A 14,304-nucleotide genomic window follows, 5' to 3' on the forward strand; every position below is an offset into this window, starting at 1 on the left:
ACCCTACGCGGCGCATGGAAAGGCCGCAGAATCAGCGTTGGAAAGCATTGACCCAGGTCATGGCGCGTTGCAATGACCCCCTGCTCTCTGCATACTTGCGGCCGATTTTAATCCTAATAAAACACCCAAACCGTGGAACCTTAGAATGAGCACAGCAATCAGTCCGACTGCTTATAACTATAAGGTAGTCCGCCAGTTCGCCATCATGACGGTGGTCTGGGGGATCCTTGGCATGGGGCTCGGTGTCTTCATTGCCTCGCAACTGGTCTGGCCGGAATTGAACTTCGGTCTGCCGTGGACGAGCTTTGGACGCTTGCGCCCGTTGCACACAAACCTGGTGATTTTTGCCTTCGGTGGTTGTGCACTGTTCGCCACTTCCTACTATGTCGTGCAGCGAACCTGCCAGACGCGACTGATCTCCGACAGCCTCGCGGCCTTCACGTTCTGGGGCTGGCAAGCGGTCATCGTCGGCGCCATCATTACCTTGCCGCTGGGTTACACCACCACCAAGGAATACGCCGAACTGGAATGGCCGCTGGCCATTTTGCTGGCGATTGTCTGGGTCACCTACGGTCTGGTGTTCTTCGGCACCATCACCAAGCGCAAAACCAAGCACATCTATGTCGGCAACTGGTTCTACGGCGCGTTCATCGTCGTGACCGCGATGCTGCACATCGTCAACCACATGTCGCTGCCGGTCAGCCTGTTCAAGTCGTACTCGGCTTATTCGGGCGCCACCGACGCAATGATTCAGTGGTGGTACGGCCATAACGCGGTGGGCTTCTTCCTCACCACCGGTTTCCTCGGGATGATGTACTACTTCGTGCCGAAACAGGCCGAACGTCCGATCTATTCCTATCGCCTGTCGATCGTGCACTTCTGGGCGCTGATCACCCTGTACATCTGGGCCGGCCCGCACCACCTGCACTACACCGCCCTGCCGGACTGGGCACAATCGCTGGGCATGGCGATGTCGATCATTTTGCTGGCGCCAAGCTGGGGCGGCATGATCAACGGCATGATGACCCTCTCGGGCGCCTGGCATAAGCTGCGCACCGACCCGATCCTGCGTTTCCTCGTGGTGTCGCTGGCGTTCTACGGCATGTCGACCTTTGAAGGTCCGATGATGGCCATCAAGACCGTCAATTCGCTCTCGCACTACACCGACTGGACCATCGGCCACGTACACGCCGGCGCGCTCGGCTGGGTAGCGATGATCTCGATCGGCGCGATCTACCACATGATCCCGAAACTGTTCGGCCGTGCGCAGATGCACAGCACCGGGCTGATCAACGCGCACTTCTGGCTCGCCACCATCGGCACCGTGCTCTACATCGCCTCGATGTGGGTCAACGGCATCACTCAGGGCCTGATGTGGCGCGCCATCAACGATGACGGCACCCTCACGTATTCGTTCGTCGAAGCGCTGCAGGCCAGCCACCCGGGCTTCATTGTCCGTGCGCTGGGCGGTGCGTTCTTCGCCAGCGGCATGCTGCTTATGGCGTACAACGTGTACCGCACCGTACGTGCGTCGGACCCGGTTGAAGCCGAAGCCGCCGCCAAGATTGCCGTCGTTGGAGCTCACTGATGAAGCATGAAGCTGTCGAGAAGAATATTGGCCTGCTGGCCTTCTTCATGGTGATCGCCGTCAGCGTCGGTGGTCTGACCCAAATTGTTCCGCTGTTCTTCCAGGACGTCACCAATAAGCCGGTCGAGGGCATGAAGCCACGCTCGGCGCTGGAACTGGAAGGCCGCGACGTCTACATCGCCAACGGTTGTGTCGGCTGCCACTCGCAGATGATCCGTCCGTTCCGCGCTGAAACCGAACGCTATGGCCACTATTCGGTTGCCGGTGAAAGTGTCTGGGACCACCCATTCCTGTGGGGTTCCAAACGTACCGGCCCGGACCTGGCCCGTGTGGGCGGTCGTTACTCCGATGACTGGCAGCGTGCGCACTTGTACAACCCGCGCAACGTGGTGCCTGAGTCGAAAATGCCGGCTTACCCGTTCCTCGTGGAAAACAAGCTCGACGGCAAGGAAACCGCGAAAAAAATGGAAGTCTTGCGCACCCTCGGCGTGCCTTACACCGACGAAGACATCGCCGGTGCACAGGATGCCGTGAAGGGCAAAACCGAAATGGACGCGCTGGTGGCCTATCTGCAAGGCCTGGGCACCATCATCAAAAGCAAACGGTGAATCTGATGGATATCGGGATGATTCGAGGCCTGGGCACCGTTGTCGTGATGGTGGCCTTTATCGGTCTGGCGTTGTGGGTGTTCAGCCCCAAGCGCAAGTCGGAGTTTGAAGACGCGACCTTGCTGCCTTTTGCGGATGATCCCGAAGCCATCAAGCACGTCGAGCAAGCTTCTAGGAGTAACAAAGAATGACTACATTCTGGAGTCTGTACGTCACAGTCCTCAGTCTCGGTACGATCTTCGCCCTGACCTGGCTGCTGCTGTCGACCCGCAAGGGCCAGCGCAGCGAACAGACGGACGAGACGGTCGGCCACTCCTTCGACGGGATCGAGGAGTACGACAACCCGCTGCCGAAATGGTGGTTCATGCTGTTCGTCGGCACCATCATTTTTGCCTTGGGTTACCTGGTGCTGTATCCAGGCCTGGGCAACTGGAAGGGCCTGCTGCCGGGCTACAACTATCTCGATACGGAAAAGCAGACCGCGTTCGCCAACGGCCAGACCGGCTGGACCGGCGTGCACGAATGGGAAAAGGAAATGGCGCGTTCGGACGCCAGGTTCGGTCCGATCTTCGCCAAGTTCGCCGCCATGCCGATCGAAGAAGTCGCCAAGGATCCGCAAGCACTGAAAATGGGCGGTCGTCTGTTCGCCTCCAACTGCTCCGTGTGCCACGGTTCCGACGCCAAGGGCGCCTACGGTTTCCCCAACCTGACCGACGCCGACTGGCGCTGGGGCGGTGAGCCGGAAACCATCAAGACCACCATCATGGGCGGCCGTCACGCGGTGATGCCGGCATGGGCGGAGGTGATCGGTGAGCAAGGCGTGGCTGATGTCGCGGCTTATGTAGTGACCAACCTGGATGGCCGCAAACTGCCGGAAGACGCCAAGGCCGATCCGGCCAACGGCCAGAAACTGTTCGCCGCCAACTGCGTGGCTTGCCACGGCCCGGCCGGCAAAGGCACGCCAGCGATGGGCGCACCTGACCTGACCCATCCGGGCGCGTTCATTTACGGATCGAGCTTCGCGCAACTGCAGCAGACCATCCGCTACGGCCGTCAGGGCCAGATGCCTGCGCAGGAACAACTGCAGGGTAACGACAAGGTGCACTTGTTGGCGGCGTATGTGTATAGCCTTTCCCACGGCGAAAAAGCACCGGAGGCGGAGGCCGAGTAAAGCCTGCGCCTGAAGCAATACGAGACGGCCCCGCCAATGGGAATTGGCGGGGCCGTTTTGTTTGAGCAGAAGCATCAAGCGGTTTGCGCGTAAAGGCGATACTGGATACCTTCAATCCCGCAATAATTCAGAGGAGATCAATCATGGATAACCGATCAGAACAAATGCCGGCACAAAGGAAGCGGAACACAAAAACCGATGAGAAAGGGTTAGGCGCCGAACTCTCTGAACAGGTGCCCGTGCCTTGCACACCAGTGCAAATAGCAAATATCGCCGACTTGTTACGCATGCCAGAGAACGACATCGATTTCTTTGTTGAGCGTGGATTAATCTTCACCAGGCAAGCGTTTGACTGAACCGCTTGTCCCAAAAGTTCGACCATACTTCATAAGTCAATTGATCCAAGTCACTACACCATCAATTGGTTTTCCCCAACGCGACCAAAGGTCGCACCCTTGAGCCAGAGCTGCAGGCGTATCATTGCGCCACTGCAACAGCCCTTTTTGACCTTGGTTGGCACGTATCGACCGAGGCATTTTTCCACTGCCGTGGGATGCAATGATGAGCAATCAGATTCCGGTACACGACGTCACGCCGCCGAGTAAAAACCCGAGCAACAGCGTCGATCTTTACGCCTCACGAGAAAAAATCTACACCCGCGCCTTCACCGGCCTGTTCCGCAATCTGCGGATGCTTGGCGGTGCGGCGTTGTTTCTGTTGTATTTCGGCACGGTGTGGCTGAACTGGGGCGGCCATCAGGCGGTGTGGTGGAACCTGCCGGAGCGTAAGTTCTTCATCTTCGGCGCTACGTTCTGGCCGCAGGATTTCATCCTGCTCTCGGGCCTGTTGATCATTGCCGCGTTCGGCCTGTTCTTCATCACCGTGTATGCCGGTCGCGTCTGGTGCGGCTACACCTGCCCGCAAAGCGTGTGGACTTGGATTTTCATGTGGTGCGAGAAAGTCACCGAGGGCGACCGCAACCAGCGCATCAAGCTCGACAAGGCGCCGATGAGCGCAAATAAATTCATGCGCAAACTGGCCAAGCACTCGCTGTGGCTGCTGATCGGTTTTGTCACCGGCATGACCTTCGTCGGTTACTTCTCGCCGATCCGCGAGCTGGTCATCGAGTTCTTCACCGGCCAGGCCGATGGCTGGTCGTATTTCTGGGTCGGTTTTTTCACCCTCGCCACGTACGGCAATGCCGGTTGGTTGCGTGAGCAGGTGTGCATCTACATGTGTCCTTACGCGCGTTTTCAGAGCGTGATGTTCGACAAGGACACGCTGATCGTTTCCTACGACCCGCGCCGGGGCGAAAGCCGTGGCCCGCGCAAGAAAGGCGTCGACTACAAGGCCCTGGGTCTGGGCGATTGCATTGACTGCACGATGTGCGTGCAGGTCTGCCCGACCGGCATCGACATCCGCGACGGCCTGCAAATCGAGTGCATTGGCTGCGCGGCGTGCATCGATGCCTGCGACAGCATCATGGACAAGATGGACTACCCGCGCGGATTGATCAGCTACACCACCGAACACAACCTGTCCGGGCAGAAAACCCATAAACTGCGGCCACGCCTGATCGGCTATGCGCTGGTGTTGCTGGCGATGATCAGTCTGTTGGTCGCCGCGTTCTTCATGCGCTCGCTGGTCGGTTTCGACGTCAGCAAAGACCGCGTGCTGTACCGCGAAAACGCCGAAGGCCGGATCGAAAACGTCTACAGCCTGAAGATCATGAACAAGGATCAGCACGATCATACCTATGTGCTGGAAGCTGAAGGCCTGCCGGACCTGCGCCTGCAAGGCAAGCGCGAGATCAAGGTCGCCGCCGGGGATATCGTCAGCATGCCGGTCGAGTTGTCGAGCGCACCGGAGCAACTGCCATCGAGCACCAACGAGGTGAAATTCATCCTCAGGGACGCCGATGACGACAGCGTTCACGTTGAAGCCAAGAGCCGATTCATCGGCCCACAAATCCGTTGAGAGAACTGCACATGCCCGCTGCAAACGCTGCAAGTCCCTGGTACAAGCACCTCTGGCCATGGATCATCATCGCGATTCTGGCCTGCTCGGTGACCCTGACCCTGTCCATGGTGACGATTGCGGTCAACAACCCGGACAATCTGGTCAACGACAACTATTACGAAGCAGGCAAAGGCATCAACCGTTCGCTGGACCGTGAGTTACTGGCGCAGAACCTGAAGATGCGCGCCAACGTGCATCTGGACGGCGTCACCGGCGAAGTCGACCTGCGCCTGAGCGGTGACAGCCAGCCGCAAACCCTGGAGTTGAATCTGATATCGCCAACCCAGCCGGAGAAGGACCGCAAGATCGTCCTGACCCGCAGCGACAGTGAAACCGGGCGCTACATCGGCCAACTCGGTGATAAGGTCGAGGGACGTCGGTTTGTCGAACTGCTCGGCAGTCAGGATGACCACGTGTGGCGTATGTTTGAAGAAGAACTGGTCAGTCATGACAAGGATCTGCTGCTGGGCGATGAGCCATTGCAGGGCGCAGAAGACCTGAAAAAATAAGCCTTACTCTGATCGTTCCAACGCTCCGCGTGGGAACGCAGCCAGGGACGCTCCGCGTCCCAGCCGAAGCGGACGCGGAGCGTCCGGGGAGGCATTCCCACGCGGAGCGTGGGAACGATCGGAACGACATGATGACCACCCCACTTCCCTGCTACCACTGCGCCCTGCCCGTCCCGTCCGGCAGCCGCTTCACCGCCGTCGTACTCGGGCAGTCCCGCGAATTCTGCTGCCCGGGCTGTCAGGCCGTGGCCGAAGCCATCGTCGCCGGCGGTCTGGAAAGCTACTACCAGCATCGCAGCGAAGCCTCGGCCAATCCCGAGGCTCTGCTGGTGCAACTGAGCGATGAACTGGCGCTGTACGACCGCGCCGACGTGCAACAACCCTTCGTCCGCCACGAAGGCGATCTGGCCGAAACCACTCTGTTGATGGAAGGCATCAGTTGCGCCGCCTGTGGCTGGCTGATCGAGAAACACCTGCGCACGCTGCCGGCGGTCGCCGAGGCGCGACTGAACCTGTCCAACCATCGTCTGCACGTCAGCTGGGCCGACGCGCAATTGCCGCTGAGCCAGTTGCTCGCCGAACTGCGCCATATCGGCTACGCCGCCCATCCCTACCAAGCCGACCGCGCCAGCGAACAACTGGCCAGCGAGAATCGCCTGGCCCTGCGCCAGCTCGGCGTCGCCGGGTTGCTGTGGTTCCAGGCAATGATGGCGACCATGGCCACCTGGCCGGAATTCAACATTGATCTCAGCCCGGAGCTGCACACGATCCTGCGCTGGGTCGCGCTGTTTCTGACCACGCCGATCGTGTTCTACAGCTGCGCACCGTTCTTCAAAGGCGCGATGCGCGATTTGCGCACCCGTCACCTGACCATGGATGTGTCCGTTTCCCTGGCGATCGGCAGCGCTTATATCGCTGGGATCTGGACGTCGATCACCGGGGTTGGCGAGCTGTACTTCGATGCGGTCGGCATGTTCGCGCTGTTTCTTTTGGCCGGGCGTTATCTGGAACGCCGCGCCCGCGAACGCACCGCCGCCGCCACCGCGCAACTGGTAAATCTGTTGCCGGCCTCGTGCCTGCGTCTTGATGCGAACGGCCAGAGCGAACGCATCCTGCTCAGCGAGCTGCGCCTGGGCGAGCGGATTCTGGTGCAGCCCGGCTCGATTCTGCCGGCTGACGGCAAAATCATCGACGGCCAGTCCAGCATCGACGAATCGCTGCTGACCGGCGAATACCTGCCGCAAGCACGAACCGTGGGCGATGCGGTGACTGCCGGCACGCTCAACGTCGAAGGCGCATTGACGGTCGAAGTGCAGGCGTTGGGACAGGACACGCGCCTGTCCGCAATTGTCCGCCTGCTCGACCGCGCCCAGGCGGAAAAACCACGCCTGGCAGAAATCGCCGACCGCGCCGCGCAATGGTTTCTGTTGCTGTCGCTGATTGCAGCGGCGGCCATCGGCCTGTTGTGGTGGCAGCTGGATGCTTCGCGGGCGTTCTGGATCGTCCTCGCCATGCTGGTCGCGACCTGCCCCTGCGCGCTGTCGCTGGCGACGCCAACCGCACTCACCGCCGCCACCGGCACGCTGCACAAACTCGGCCTGCTGTTGACCCGCGGTCATGTGCTTGAAGGCCTCAATCAAATCGATACGGTGATTTTCGACAAGACCGGCACCCTGACCGAAGGCCGTCTGGTCCTGCGCTCGATTCGCCCTCTCGGTGGCCTCGACAGCGATCAATGCCTGAGCCTTGCCGCCGCCCTGGAAAACCGTTCGGAACACCCCATTGCCCGAGCGTTCGGCCGCGCCCCGCTGGCCGCTGAAGAAGTCCACAGCACGCCGGGGCTGGGTCTGGAAGGCGTGGTGGACGGCCAGCGTTTGCGCATCGGCCAGGCAGCATTTGCCTGCGCCCCGAGCGGCGCGCCGGTACCGTTGATGCCCGATGAAGCCGGGCAATGGTTGCTGCTCGCGGACACTGACGGCCCGCTGGCCTGGTTCGTCCTCGATGATCGCTTGCGCGACGACGCCCCCGCCCTACTTGCGGCGTGCAAGGCACGTGGCTGGCGCACACTGCTGTTGTCCGGGGACAGCTCGCCGATGGTCGCCAGCGTCGCCGCCGAACTGGGTATTGATGAGGCCCGCGGCGGCTTGCGCCCGGATGACAAACTGCAAGTGCTGCAGCAACTGCACCAGCAGGGTCGCAAAGTGCTGATGCTCGGCGACGGCGTCAACGATGTGCCGGTGCTCGCCGCTGCGGACATCAGCGTGGCGATGGGTTCGGCCACCGATCTGGCGAAAACCAGCGCCGACGCGGTGCTGCTGTCCAACCGCCTCGACGCCTTGGTGCAAGCCTTCAGCCTGGCGCGACGTACCCGCCGGGTGATCATCGAGAACCTGTTGTGGGCTGCGCTGTACAATGGCCTCATGTTGCCGTTCGCCGCCCTCGGCTGGATCACTCCGGTTTGGGCCGCCGTCGGCATGTCGATCAGTTCGCTGACCGTGGTGCTCAACGCCCTGCGCCTGACTCGCGTGCCGGGCGCGCCAGCCGCGCACACCTCGTCAGAAACCCGCCCATTGCCGGCCTGAGCCGCACGGGCCTGGAGTACAGATGCCAGCTCTCTACGTGATGATCCCCGCGGCCCTGCTGATCGTAGCCATCGCCGTGTACATCTTCTTCTGGGCGGTGGACAGCGGCCAGTACGACGACCTCGACGGCCCCGCCCACAGCATCCTCTTCGATGATCAGGACCCGAACCACACCGCTGCGGTGGACGAAGCCAACGCCGGCAAACCGGACGACAAGGCGCCACCCCATGCTTGAACTGGCGCCGCTACTGGTCTCGGCGCTGATCCTCGGCCTGCTCGGCGGCGGACATTGCCTGGGCATGTGCGGTGGCTTGATGGGCGCCTTGACCCTGGCGATTCCCAAGGAACAGCGCAGCCGACGCTTTCGCTTGTTGCTGGCCTACAACCTGGGGCGGATTCTCAGTTATGCCACGGCAGGGTTGTTGATCGGGCTGGCCGGCTGGGCGCTGGCAAACAGCCCGGCGGCGTTGTTCATGCGGGTAGTGGCCGGGTTGCTGCTGATCGCGATGGGCTTGTATCTCGCGGGTTGGTGGAGCGGCCTCACGCGCATCGAATCCCTCGGGCGGGGGTTGTGGCGCTATATCCAGCCCGTGGCGAATCGCTTGCTGCCGGTGTCGAGTGTGCCGCGTGCCCTGCTGCTCGGCGCGTTGTGGGGCTGGCTGCCGTGCGGGCTGGTTTACAGCACGTTGTTGTGGAGCGCGAGTCAGGGCAATGCGCTGGACAGTGCGTTGCTGATGCTCGCGTTTGGTCTCGGCACCTGGCCGGTGCTGCTGGCCACCGGGCTGGCGGCCGAACGGGTCACGGCGATCCTGCGCAAACGCAGCGTACGCATGGCTGGCGGCTTGCTGGTCATCCTTTTTGGCCTCTGGACCCTGCCTGGACCGCATCAGCATTGGTTGATGGGCCACTGATTATTCTGTGGCGAGGGGATTCATCCCCGTTCGGCTGCGCAGCAGTCGTAAATCGGTCTACAAAGTATGACTGGAGAAAAGAAGGGGGCGCTTCGCGCCCCAACGGGGATGAATCCCCTCGCCACAGGGACACTTCCGAGCACTGTTGATGCAAATCAACAGCCCCATCGCCGCACCCCGATAGACTCGCCACACTGCCAGCCTATCCGGGGGGAATGCCCGCATGCTCGACGCCATTCGTTGGGACACCGATTTGATCCGCCGCTATGACCTGGCGGGGCCGCGCTACACCTCGTATCCCACGGCCGTGCAATTTCACGGTCAGGTCGGCACCTTCGACCTGTTCCACGCCCTGCGCGACAGCCGCAAAGCCCTGCGGCCGTTGTCGCTTTATGTGCATGTGCCGTTCTGCGCAAACATCTGCTACTACTGCGCCTGCAACAAAGTCATCACCAAGGATCGCGGCCGTGCACAGCCGTATCTGCAACGGCTGGAGCAGGAAATCCAGCTGGTCGCCTGCCACCTCGACCCCGCGCAGACAGTCGAGCAGCTGCATTTCGGCGGCGGTACCCCGACTTTTCTCAGCCACGACGAACTGCGCCAATTGATGGCACACTTGCGCAAGCACTTTAACCTGCTGGAGGACGACTCTGGCGATTACGGCATCGAGATCGACCCGCGTGAAGCCGACTGGTCGACCATGGGCCTGTTGCGTGAACTGGGTTTCAACCGCGTCAGCATCGGCCTGCAAGACCTCGACCCGGCGGTGCAGCGTGCGGTCAATCGCCTGCAAAGCCTGGAAGAAACCCGCGCGGTGATCGACGCTGCGCGCACATTGCAATTTCGCTCGATCAACATTGATTTGATCTACGGCTTGCCGAAGCAGACCCCGGACAACTTCGCCCGCACTGTCGACGAAGTGATCAGCCTGCAACCGGACCGGCTCTCGGTGTTCAACTATGCGCATCTGCCGGAGCGCTTCATGCCGCAGCGGCGCATCAACAGCAGCGAGTTGCCGAGCCCGGCGCAAAAACTGGAGATGTTCCAGCGCACCATTGAACAGCTCACGACCGCCGGCTATCGCTACATCGGCATGGACCACTTCGCCCTGCCCGACGACGAACTGGCGATCGCCCAGGAAGAAGCCACCCTGCAACGCAACTTCCAGGGCTACACCACTCACGGTCATTGCGACCTGATTGGCCTGGGGGTTTCGGCGATCAGCCAGATCGGCGATCTGTACTGCCAGAACAGCAGCGATCTCAACGCCTATCAAAACACCCTCGCCAGCGCGCAACTGGCCACCAGTCGCGGCCTGGTGTGCAACGCCGACGATCGCCTGCGCCGCGCGGTGATCCAGCAACTGATCTGTAACTTCAGGCTGGAATTCGCCACCATCGAGCAGCAATTCAATGTCGATTTTCAGGGCTATTTCGGCGCGCTATGGCCGCAACTGCAGAGTATGGCCGAGGATGGCCTGATCAGACTCGAACGCGAATGCATCGAGGTGTTGCCGGCCGGACGCCTGCTGGTGCGCTCGGTGTGCATGGTGTTCGATGCCTACCTTGAGCAGCAGAACCGCCAGCGCTTCTCGCGGGTAATCTAAGGCTTGGTCAGGAGCGAGCCGACCTTGAAGTTTTGATCCGGGGTCAACGCCGACTGATTCATCACCTTGGACAGGGCAAGGTTGGCGGTGATCAGGCCACTGCTCAAGGCTGCGATGGCACCACGCAGCGCGGCGAGCTTGTTGGTTTTTTCTTCATTGGACAGGGTCTTGTCGGACATCACAGCCGCCATGCGGGCTTTCTTCTCGACAATCTCTTTTTGTATTTTGCGGATCATTTTCAGTAACTGCTGGATGTTCTCCGGCAAGCCGCTGTTGTCGATGTCGCTGTTTTCGCCGCCGACCGCGGCGGATTTTGCAATGGCAGCACCGGACAGCGACACTTTGACGCCCTCGACCAAGGTCGGGGTTGCCTGTGTTGAAGAATCGGCGTCGCGGTCAACGGCGGAGTCATTATTCAGACCCTCCGGCAACGCTGCAACGCCATGATTACCGGGGTTCAGCGTGCCAATGGCGCTCATCGAATCCTTCCTTCCGTGCGTTCTGATACCGGTTTATCGGCCGCCGGGGCTGCGGCTTTATGCCTGTAGGACAACGTCGTTGCACGCTGGCCTGAATGTCCTCCCGTGAGTTACCCTTACGGCTTATGTGTGTTTTCCCACAAGGATTTAAGAAATGTCCGAGCCAGTTAAACTGCGCGCTCACAACCAGGCCCATTGCAAGGATTGCAGCCTGGCCCCTCTCTGCCTGCCACTTTCTTTGAATCTGGAAGACATGGATGCGCTGGACGAAATCGTTAAACGCGGCCGCCCGTTGAAAAAGGGCGAGTTCCTGTTCCGTCAGGGCGACACGTTCGATTCCGTTTATGCAGTACGCTCCGGCGCCCTGAAGACCTTCAGCCTCAGCGACGGCGGCGAGGAGCAACTGACGGGTTTCCACTTGCCGAGCGAACTGGTCGGACTGTCCGGTATGGACACAGAGAAACACCCGGTGTCGGCTCAAGCGCTGGAGACGACCTCGGTCTGCGAAATCCCCTTCGAACGTCTTGATGAACTGGCCTTGCAACTGCCGCAACTGCGCCGTCAGTTGATGCGCGTGATGAGCCGTGAGATCCGCGACGACCAGCAAATGATGTTGCTGCTGTCGAAGAAAACCGCCGACGAGCGCATCGCCACCTTCCTCGTCAACCTGTCGGCGCGCTTCCGTGCCCGCGGCTTCTCGGCCAATCAGTTCCGCCTGAGCATGTCGCGCAATGAAATCGGCAACTACCTGGGCCTGGCGGTGGAAACCGTGTCGCGGGTGTTCACGCGCTTCCAGCAGAACGAGCTGATCGCCGCCGAGGGCAAAGAGATCCACATCCTCGACCCGATTCAGCTGTGCGCCCTGGCCGGTGGCTCGATCGACGGCTGATCACGACCCGCGGTTGAGCGAATCGTTTCAGCCGCGGGTATACTGCGCCGTTTGCAGCCCTGCCAGGACACCCCGATGGTCTTCGACTCCTTCGACATCAAATCCCTGATCCGCCCCGTGATCGACTTCCCGAAACCGGGTGTGATCTTTCGCGACATTACCCCACTGTTCCAGTCGCCAACGGCCCTGCGCCTGGTGATGGACAGCTTCGCCCACCGCTATGTCGAAGCCGACTTCACCCACATCGGTGCGATGGATGCCCGTGGTTTTCTGATCGGTTCGGTATTGGCCTATCAGTTGAACAAGCCGCTGGTGCTGTTCCGCAAACAGGGCAAACTGCCGGCCGACGTGCTGGCCGAAGGTTACGCGACCGAATACGGCGAAGCGTTTCTGGAAGTCCACGCCGACAGCCTGTGCGAAGGCGATTCGGTGGTGATGTTCGATGATTTGATCGCCACCGGCGGCACGCTGATCGCAGCGGCCAATCTGATTCGCCGCATGGGTGCGCGCGTGCATGAAGCGGCGGCGATTATCGACTTGCCAGAGTTGCAAGGTTCGCAGCGACTTGAGGATATGGGCATTCCTACCTTCTGCCTGACGCAGTTCGCGTTGACCGACAAATAAGCAGCGCCCTTCTAGCCGCCATCGCGAGCAGGCTCACTCCTACAAGTTGGAACGCATTCCCCTGTAGGAGTGAGCCTGCTCGCGATGGGGCCGGCAGCTACACCGCAAAACTTAAAGCCCCATCTGCTTGCTGATGATTTCGTTCATCACCTCACGCGTCCCGCCGCCAATCGACAGGATGCGGTTATCCCGATACAGCCGCTCCACCAGGCTTTCGCGCATGTAACCCAGCCCGCCAAGAATCTGCACCGCCTCCGTGGTGATGCGGTCCGAGGTGTCGGTGGCGAAGTTCTTAGCCATGGAAATTTCCTTGATCACACTCTGCCCCGCCGCCATCTTCGCCGCTTGCCGATAAGTGAACTCCCGCGACACTTCCAGCGCCGTGGCCATCTCGGCGAGGCGATGCTTGATCACCTGAAATTTGCTGATCGGCTTGCCAAACGCCTCGCGCTCGCGCGCCCATTTCAGGCTCTGTTCCAGCGCCAGTTGCGAAGTCATGTTTGCCATCAGCGCCAGCGCCAGACGTTCGCTCTGGAAATTGCCCATGATGCAAGCGAAGCCCATGTTCTCGGCGCCGATCAGATTGCCTACAGGCACGCGGCAGTCATCAAAGAATAATTCAGCGGTGTCCGACGCCCACCAGCCCATTTTCTTCAACTGCCGGCCGACGGTGAAACCTGGCGTGCCCTTCTCAATCAGCAACAGGCTGATGCCGCCGAACCCCGGCGCGCCGGTACGCACCGCAACGGTGTAGAAATCGGCGCGCACGCCACTGGTAATAAAGGTTTTGCTGCCGCTGACCCGGTAGAAATCGCCGTCACGCACGGCGCGGGTTTGCAGATTCGCGACGTCGGAGCCGCCACCCGGTTCGGTGACTGCCAGGGCGCTGATTTTTTCGCCGCTGAGCACTGGCGGCACGACCCGCTCGCGAACCTCGGGCTGCGCCCATTTGACGATCGGCGGCAGGCCGATGTCCAGCGAGCCCAGACCGGCCACGAGGCCACCGGAGCCGCAGCGCATCAGTTCTTCACTGGCGGCGATCTTGGCGAACAGATCGCCTTCATGGCTGCCGCCCAGGGCTTCTGGGTAGCCGATGCCGAGGATGCCCGCAGCGCCCGCCTTCAGGTACAGCTCGCGGGGAAAACTTTCGGCTTCTTCCCACTGATCAATGTCCGGCAGGATCTCGCGCTCGACGAAACGTCTGACGCTGGCGCGGACCAATTGGTGGCTGGGGTCGAAGTATTCCTGAAAGGCAGGCATGGGCGAGCTCCACGGAAGGGTTCGCCGACGTTAACCGAGCGCTTGCTTGGTTTTCAAT

General features: G+C 60.9%; 15 protein-coding genes. 13 read left to right on the top strand and 2 right to left on the bottom strand.

The window, feature by feature from the left end:
• Positions 1-145 precede the first annotated feature (145 nt).
• From ccoN to hemN, 11 genes are all read left to right on the top strand, one after another.
• Positions 146-1,588, top strand: coding sequence for a cytochrome-c oxidase, cbb3-type subunit I (ccoN, locus tag HU739_RS08450; RefSeq protein WP_186550964.1), 1,443 nt, complete (start codon positions 146-148; stop codon positions 1,586-1,588).
• The gene (ccoO, locus tag HU739_RS08455; protein ID WP_007917161.1) at positions 1,588-2,196 is read left to right on the top strand and encodes a cytochrome-c oxidase, cbb3-type subunit II; all 609 of its coding nucleotides are present in this window, start codon (positions 1,588-1,590) and stop codon (positions 2,194-2,196) included. Before ccoN ends, ccoO begins: the two co-directional genes overlap by 1 nt.
• A gap of 5 nt (positions 2,197-2,201) precedes the next feature.
• A complete protein-coding gene (locus HU739_RS08460) occupies positions 2,202-2,387 on the top strand; it encodes a CcoQ/FixQ family Cbb3-type cytochrome c oxidase assembly chaperone (RefSeq protein WP_003175465.1) in 186 nt (61 codons plus the stop codon).
• A complete protein-coding gene (ccoP, locus tag HU739_RS08465) occupies positions 2,384-3,367 on the top strand; it encodes a cytochrome-c oxidase, cbb3-type subunit III (protein ID WP_186550963.1) in 984 nt (327 codons plus the stop codon). The genes HU739_RS08460 and ccoP overlap by 4 nt, the downstream gene beginning before the upstream one ends.
• 143 nt (positions 3,368-3,510) lie before the next feature.
• Complete coding sequence (locus HU739_RS08470; RefSeq protein ID WP_186550962.1) at positions 3,511-3,723, top strand: hypothetical protein; 213 nt, start codon at positions 3,511-3,513, stop codon at positions 3,721-3,723.
• 205 nt (positions 3,724-3,928) lie between these two features.
• Positions 3,929-5,344: a cytochrome c oxidase accessory protein CcoG gene (ccoG, locus tag HU739_RS08475; RefSeq protein WP_186550961.1), complete on the top strand. Its 1,416-nt coding sequence runs from the start codon at positions 3,929-3,931 to the stop codon at positions 5,342-5,344.
• 11 nt (positions 5,345-5,355) lie between these two features.
• Positions 5,356-5,895 carry a FixH family protein gene (locus HU739_RS08480; protein WP_186550960.1) on the top strand — a complete coding sequence of 180 codons (540 nt, stop codon included), beginning with the start codon at positions 5,356-5,358 and terminating at the stop codon, positions 5,893-5,895.
• A 131-nt stretch (positions 5,896-6,026) separates the two neighbouring features.
• The gene (locus HU739_RS08485; RefSeq protein ID WP_186550959.1) at positions 6,027-8,477 is read left to right on the top strand and encodes a heavy metal translocating P-type ATPase; all 2,451 of its coding nucleotides are present in this window, start codon (positions 6,027-6,029) and stop codon (positions 8,475-8,477) included.
• A gap of 22 nt (positions 8,478-8,499) precedes the next feature.
• Positions 8,500-8,712, top strand: a complete 213-nt coding sequence (ccoS, locus tag HU739_RS08490; RefSeq protein WP_039763029.1) for a cbb3-type cytochrome oxidase assembly protein CcoS — start codon at positions 8,500-8,502, stop codon at positions 8,710-8,712.
• The gene (locus HU739_RS08495; protein WP_186550958.1) at positions 8,705-9,388 is read left to right on the top strand and encodes a sulfite exporter TauE/SafE family protein; all 684 of its coding nucleotides are present in this window, start codon (positions 8,705-8,707) and stop codon (positions 9,386-9,388) included. The genes ccoS and HU739_RS08495 overlap by 8 nt, the downstream gene beginning before the upstream one ends.
• A 223-nt stretch (positions 9,389-9,611) precedes the next feature.
• Positions 9,612-10,994, top strand: a complete 1,383-nt coding sequence (hemN, locus tag HU739_RS08500) for an oxygen-independent coproporphyrinogen III oxidase (protein ID WP_186550957.1) — start codon at positions 9,612-9,614, stop codon at positions 10,992-10,994.
• Here hemN and HU739_RS08505 read toward each other — a convergent pair.
• Positions 10,991-11,473, bottom strand: coding sequence for a hypothetical protein (locus HU739_RS08505; RefSeq protein WP_186550956.1), 483 nt, complete (start codon positions 11,471-11,473; stop codon positions 10,991-10,993). The two genes, hemN and HU739_RS08505, sit on opposite strands and share 4 nt — an antisense overlap.
• Positions 11,474-11,627: 154 nt before the next feature.
• Between HU739_RS08505 and fnr the strand changes: the two genes are divergently transcribed.
• Both fnr and HU739_RS08515 read left to right on the top strand, forming a co-directional pair.
• The gene (gene fnr, locus HU739_RS08510) at positions 11,628-12,362 is read left to right on the top strand and encodes a fumarate/nitrate reduction transcriptional regulator Fnr (RefSeq protein ID WP_186550955.1); all 735 of its coding nucleotides are present in this window, start codon (positions 11,628-11,630) and stop codon (positions 12,360-12,362) included.
• A gap of 75 nt (positions 12,363-12,437) precedes the next feature.
• Positions 12,438-12,986: an adenine phosphoribosyltransferase gene (locus HU739_RS08515; RefSeq protein ID WP_007918333.1), complete on the top strand. Its 549-nt coding sequence runs from the start codon at positions 12,438-12,440 to the stop codon at positions 12,984-12,986.
• Positions 12,987-13,097: 111 nt separating this feature from the next.
• Here HU739_RS08515 and HU739_RS08520 read toward each other — a convergent pair whose 3' ends face one another.
• Positions 13,098-14,246 (bottom strand): acyl-CoA dehydrogenase family protein, encoded by a 1,149-nt coding sequence (locus HU739_RS08520; RefSeq protein ID WP_186550954.1) that lies wholly within the window; start codon positions 14,244-14,246, stop codon positions 13,098-13,100.
• Positions 14,247-14,304 lie beyond the last annotated feature (58 nt).

Source organism: Pseudomonas hamedanensis, from assembly GCF_014268595.2.
GTDB lineage: Bacteria > Pseudomonadota > Gammaproteobacteria > Pseudomonadales > Pseudomonadaceae > Aquipseudomonas > Aquipseudomonas hamedanensis.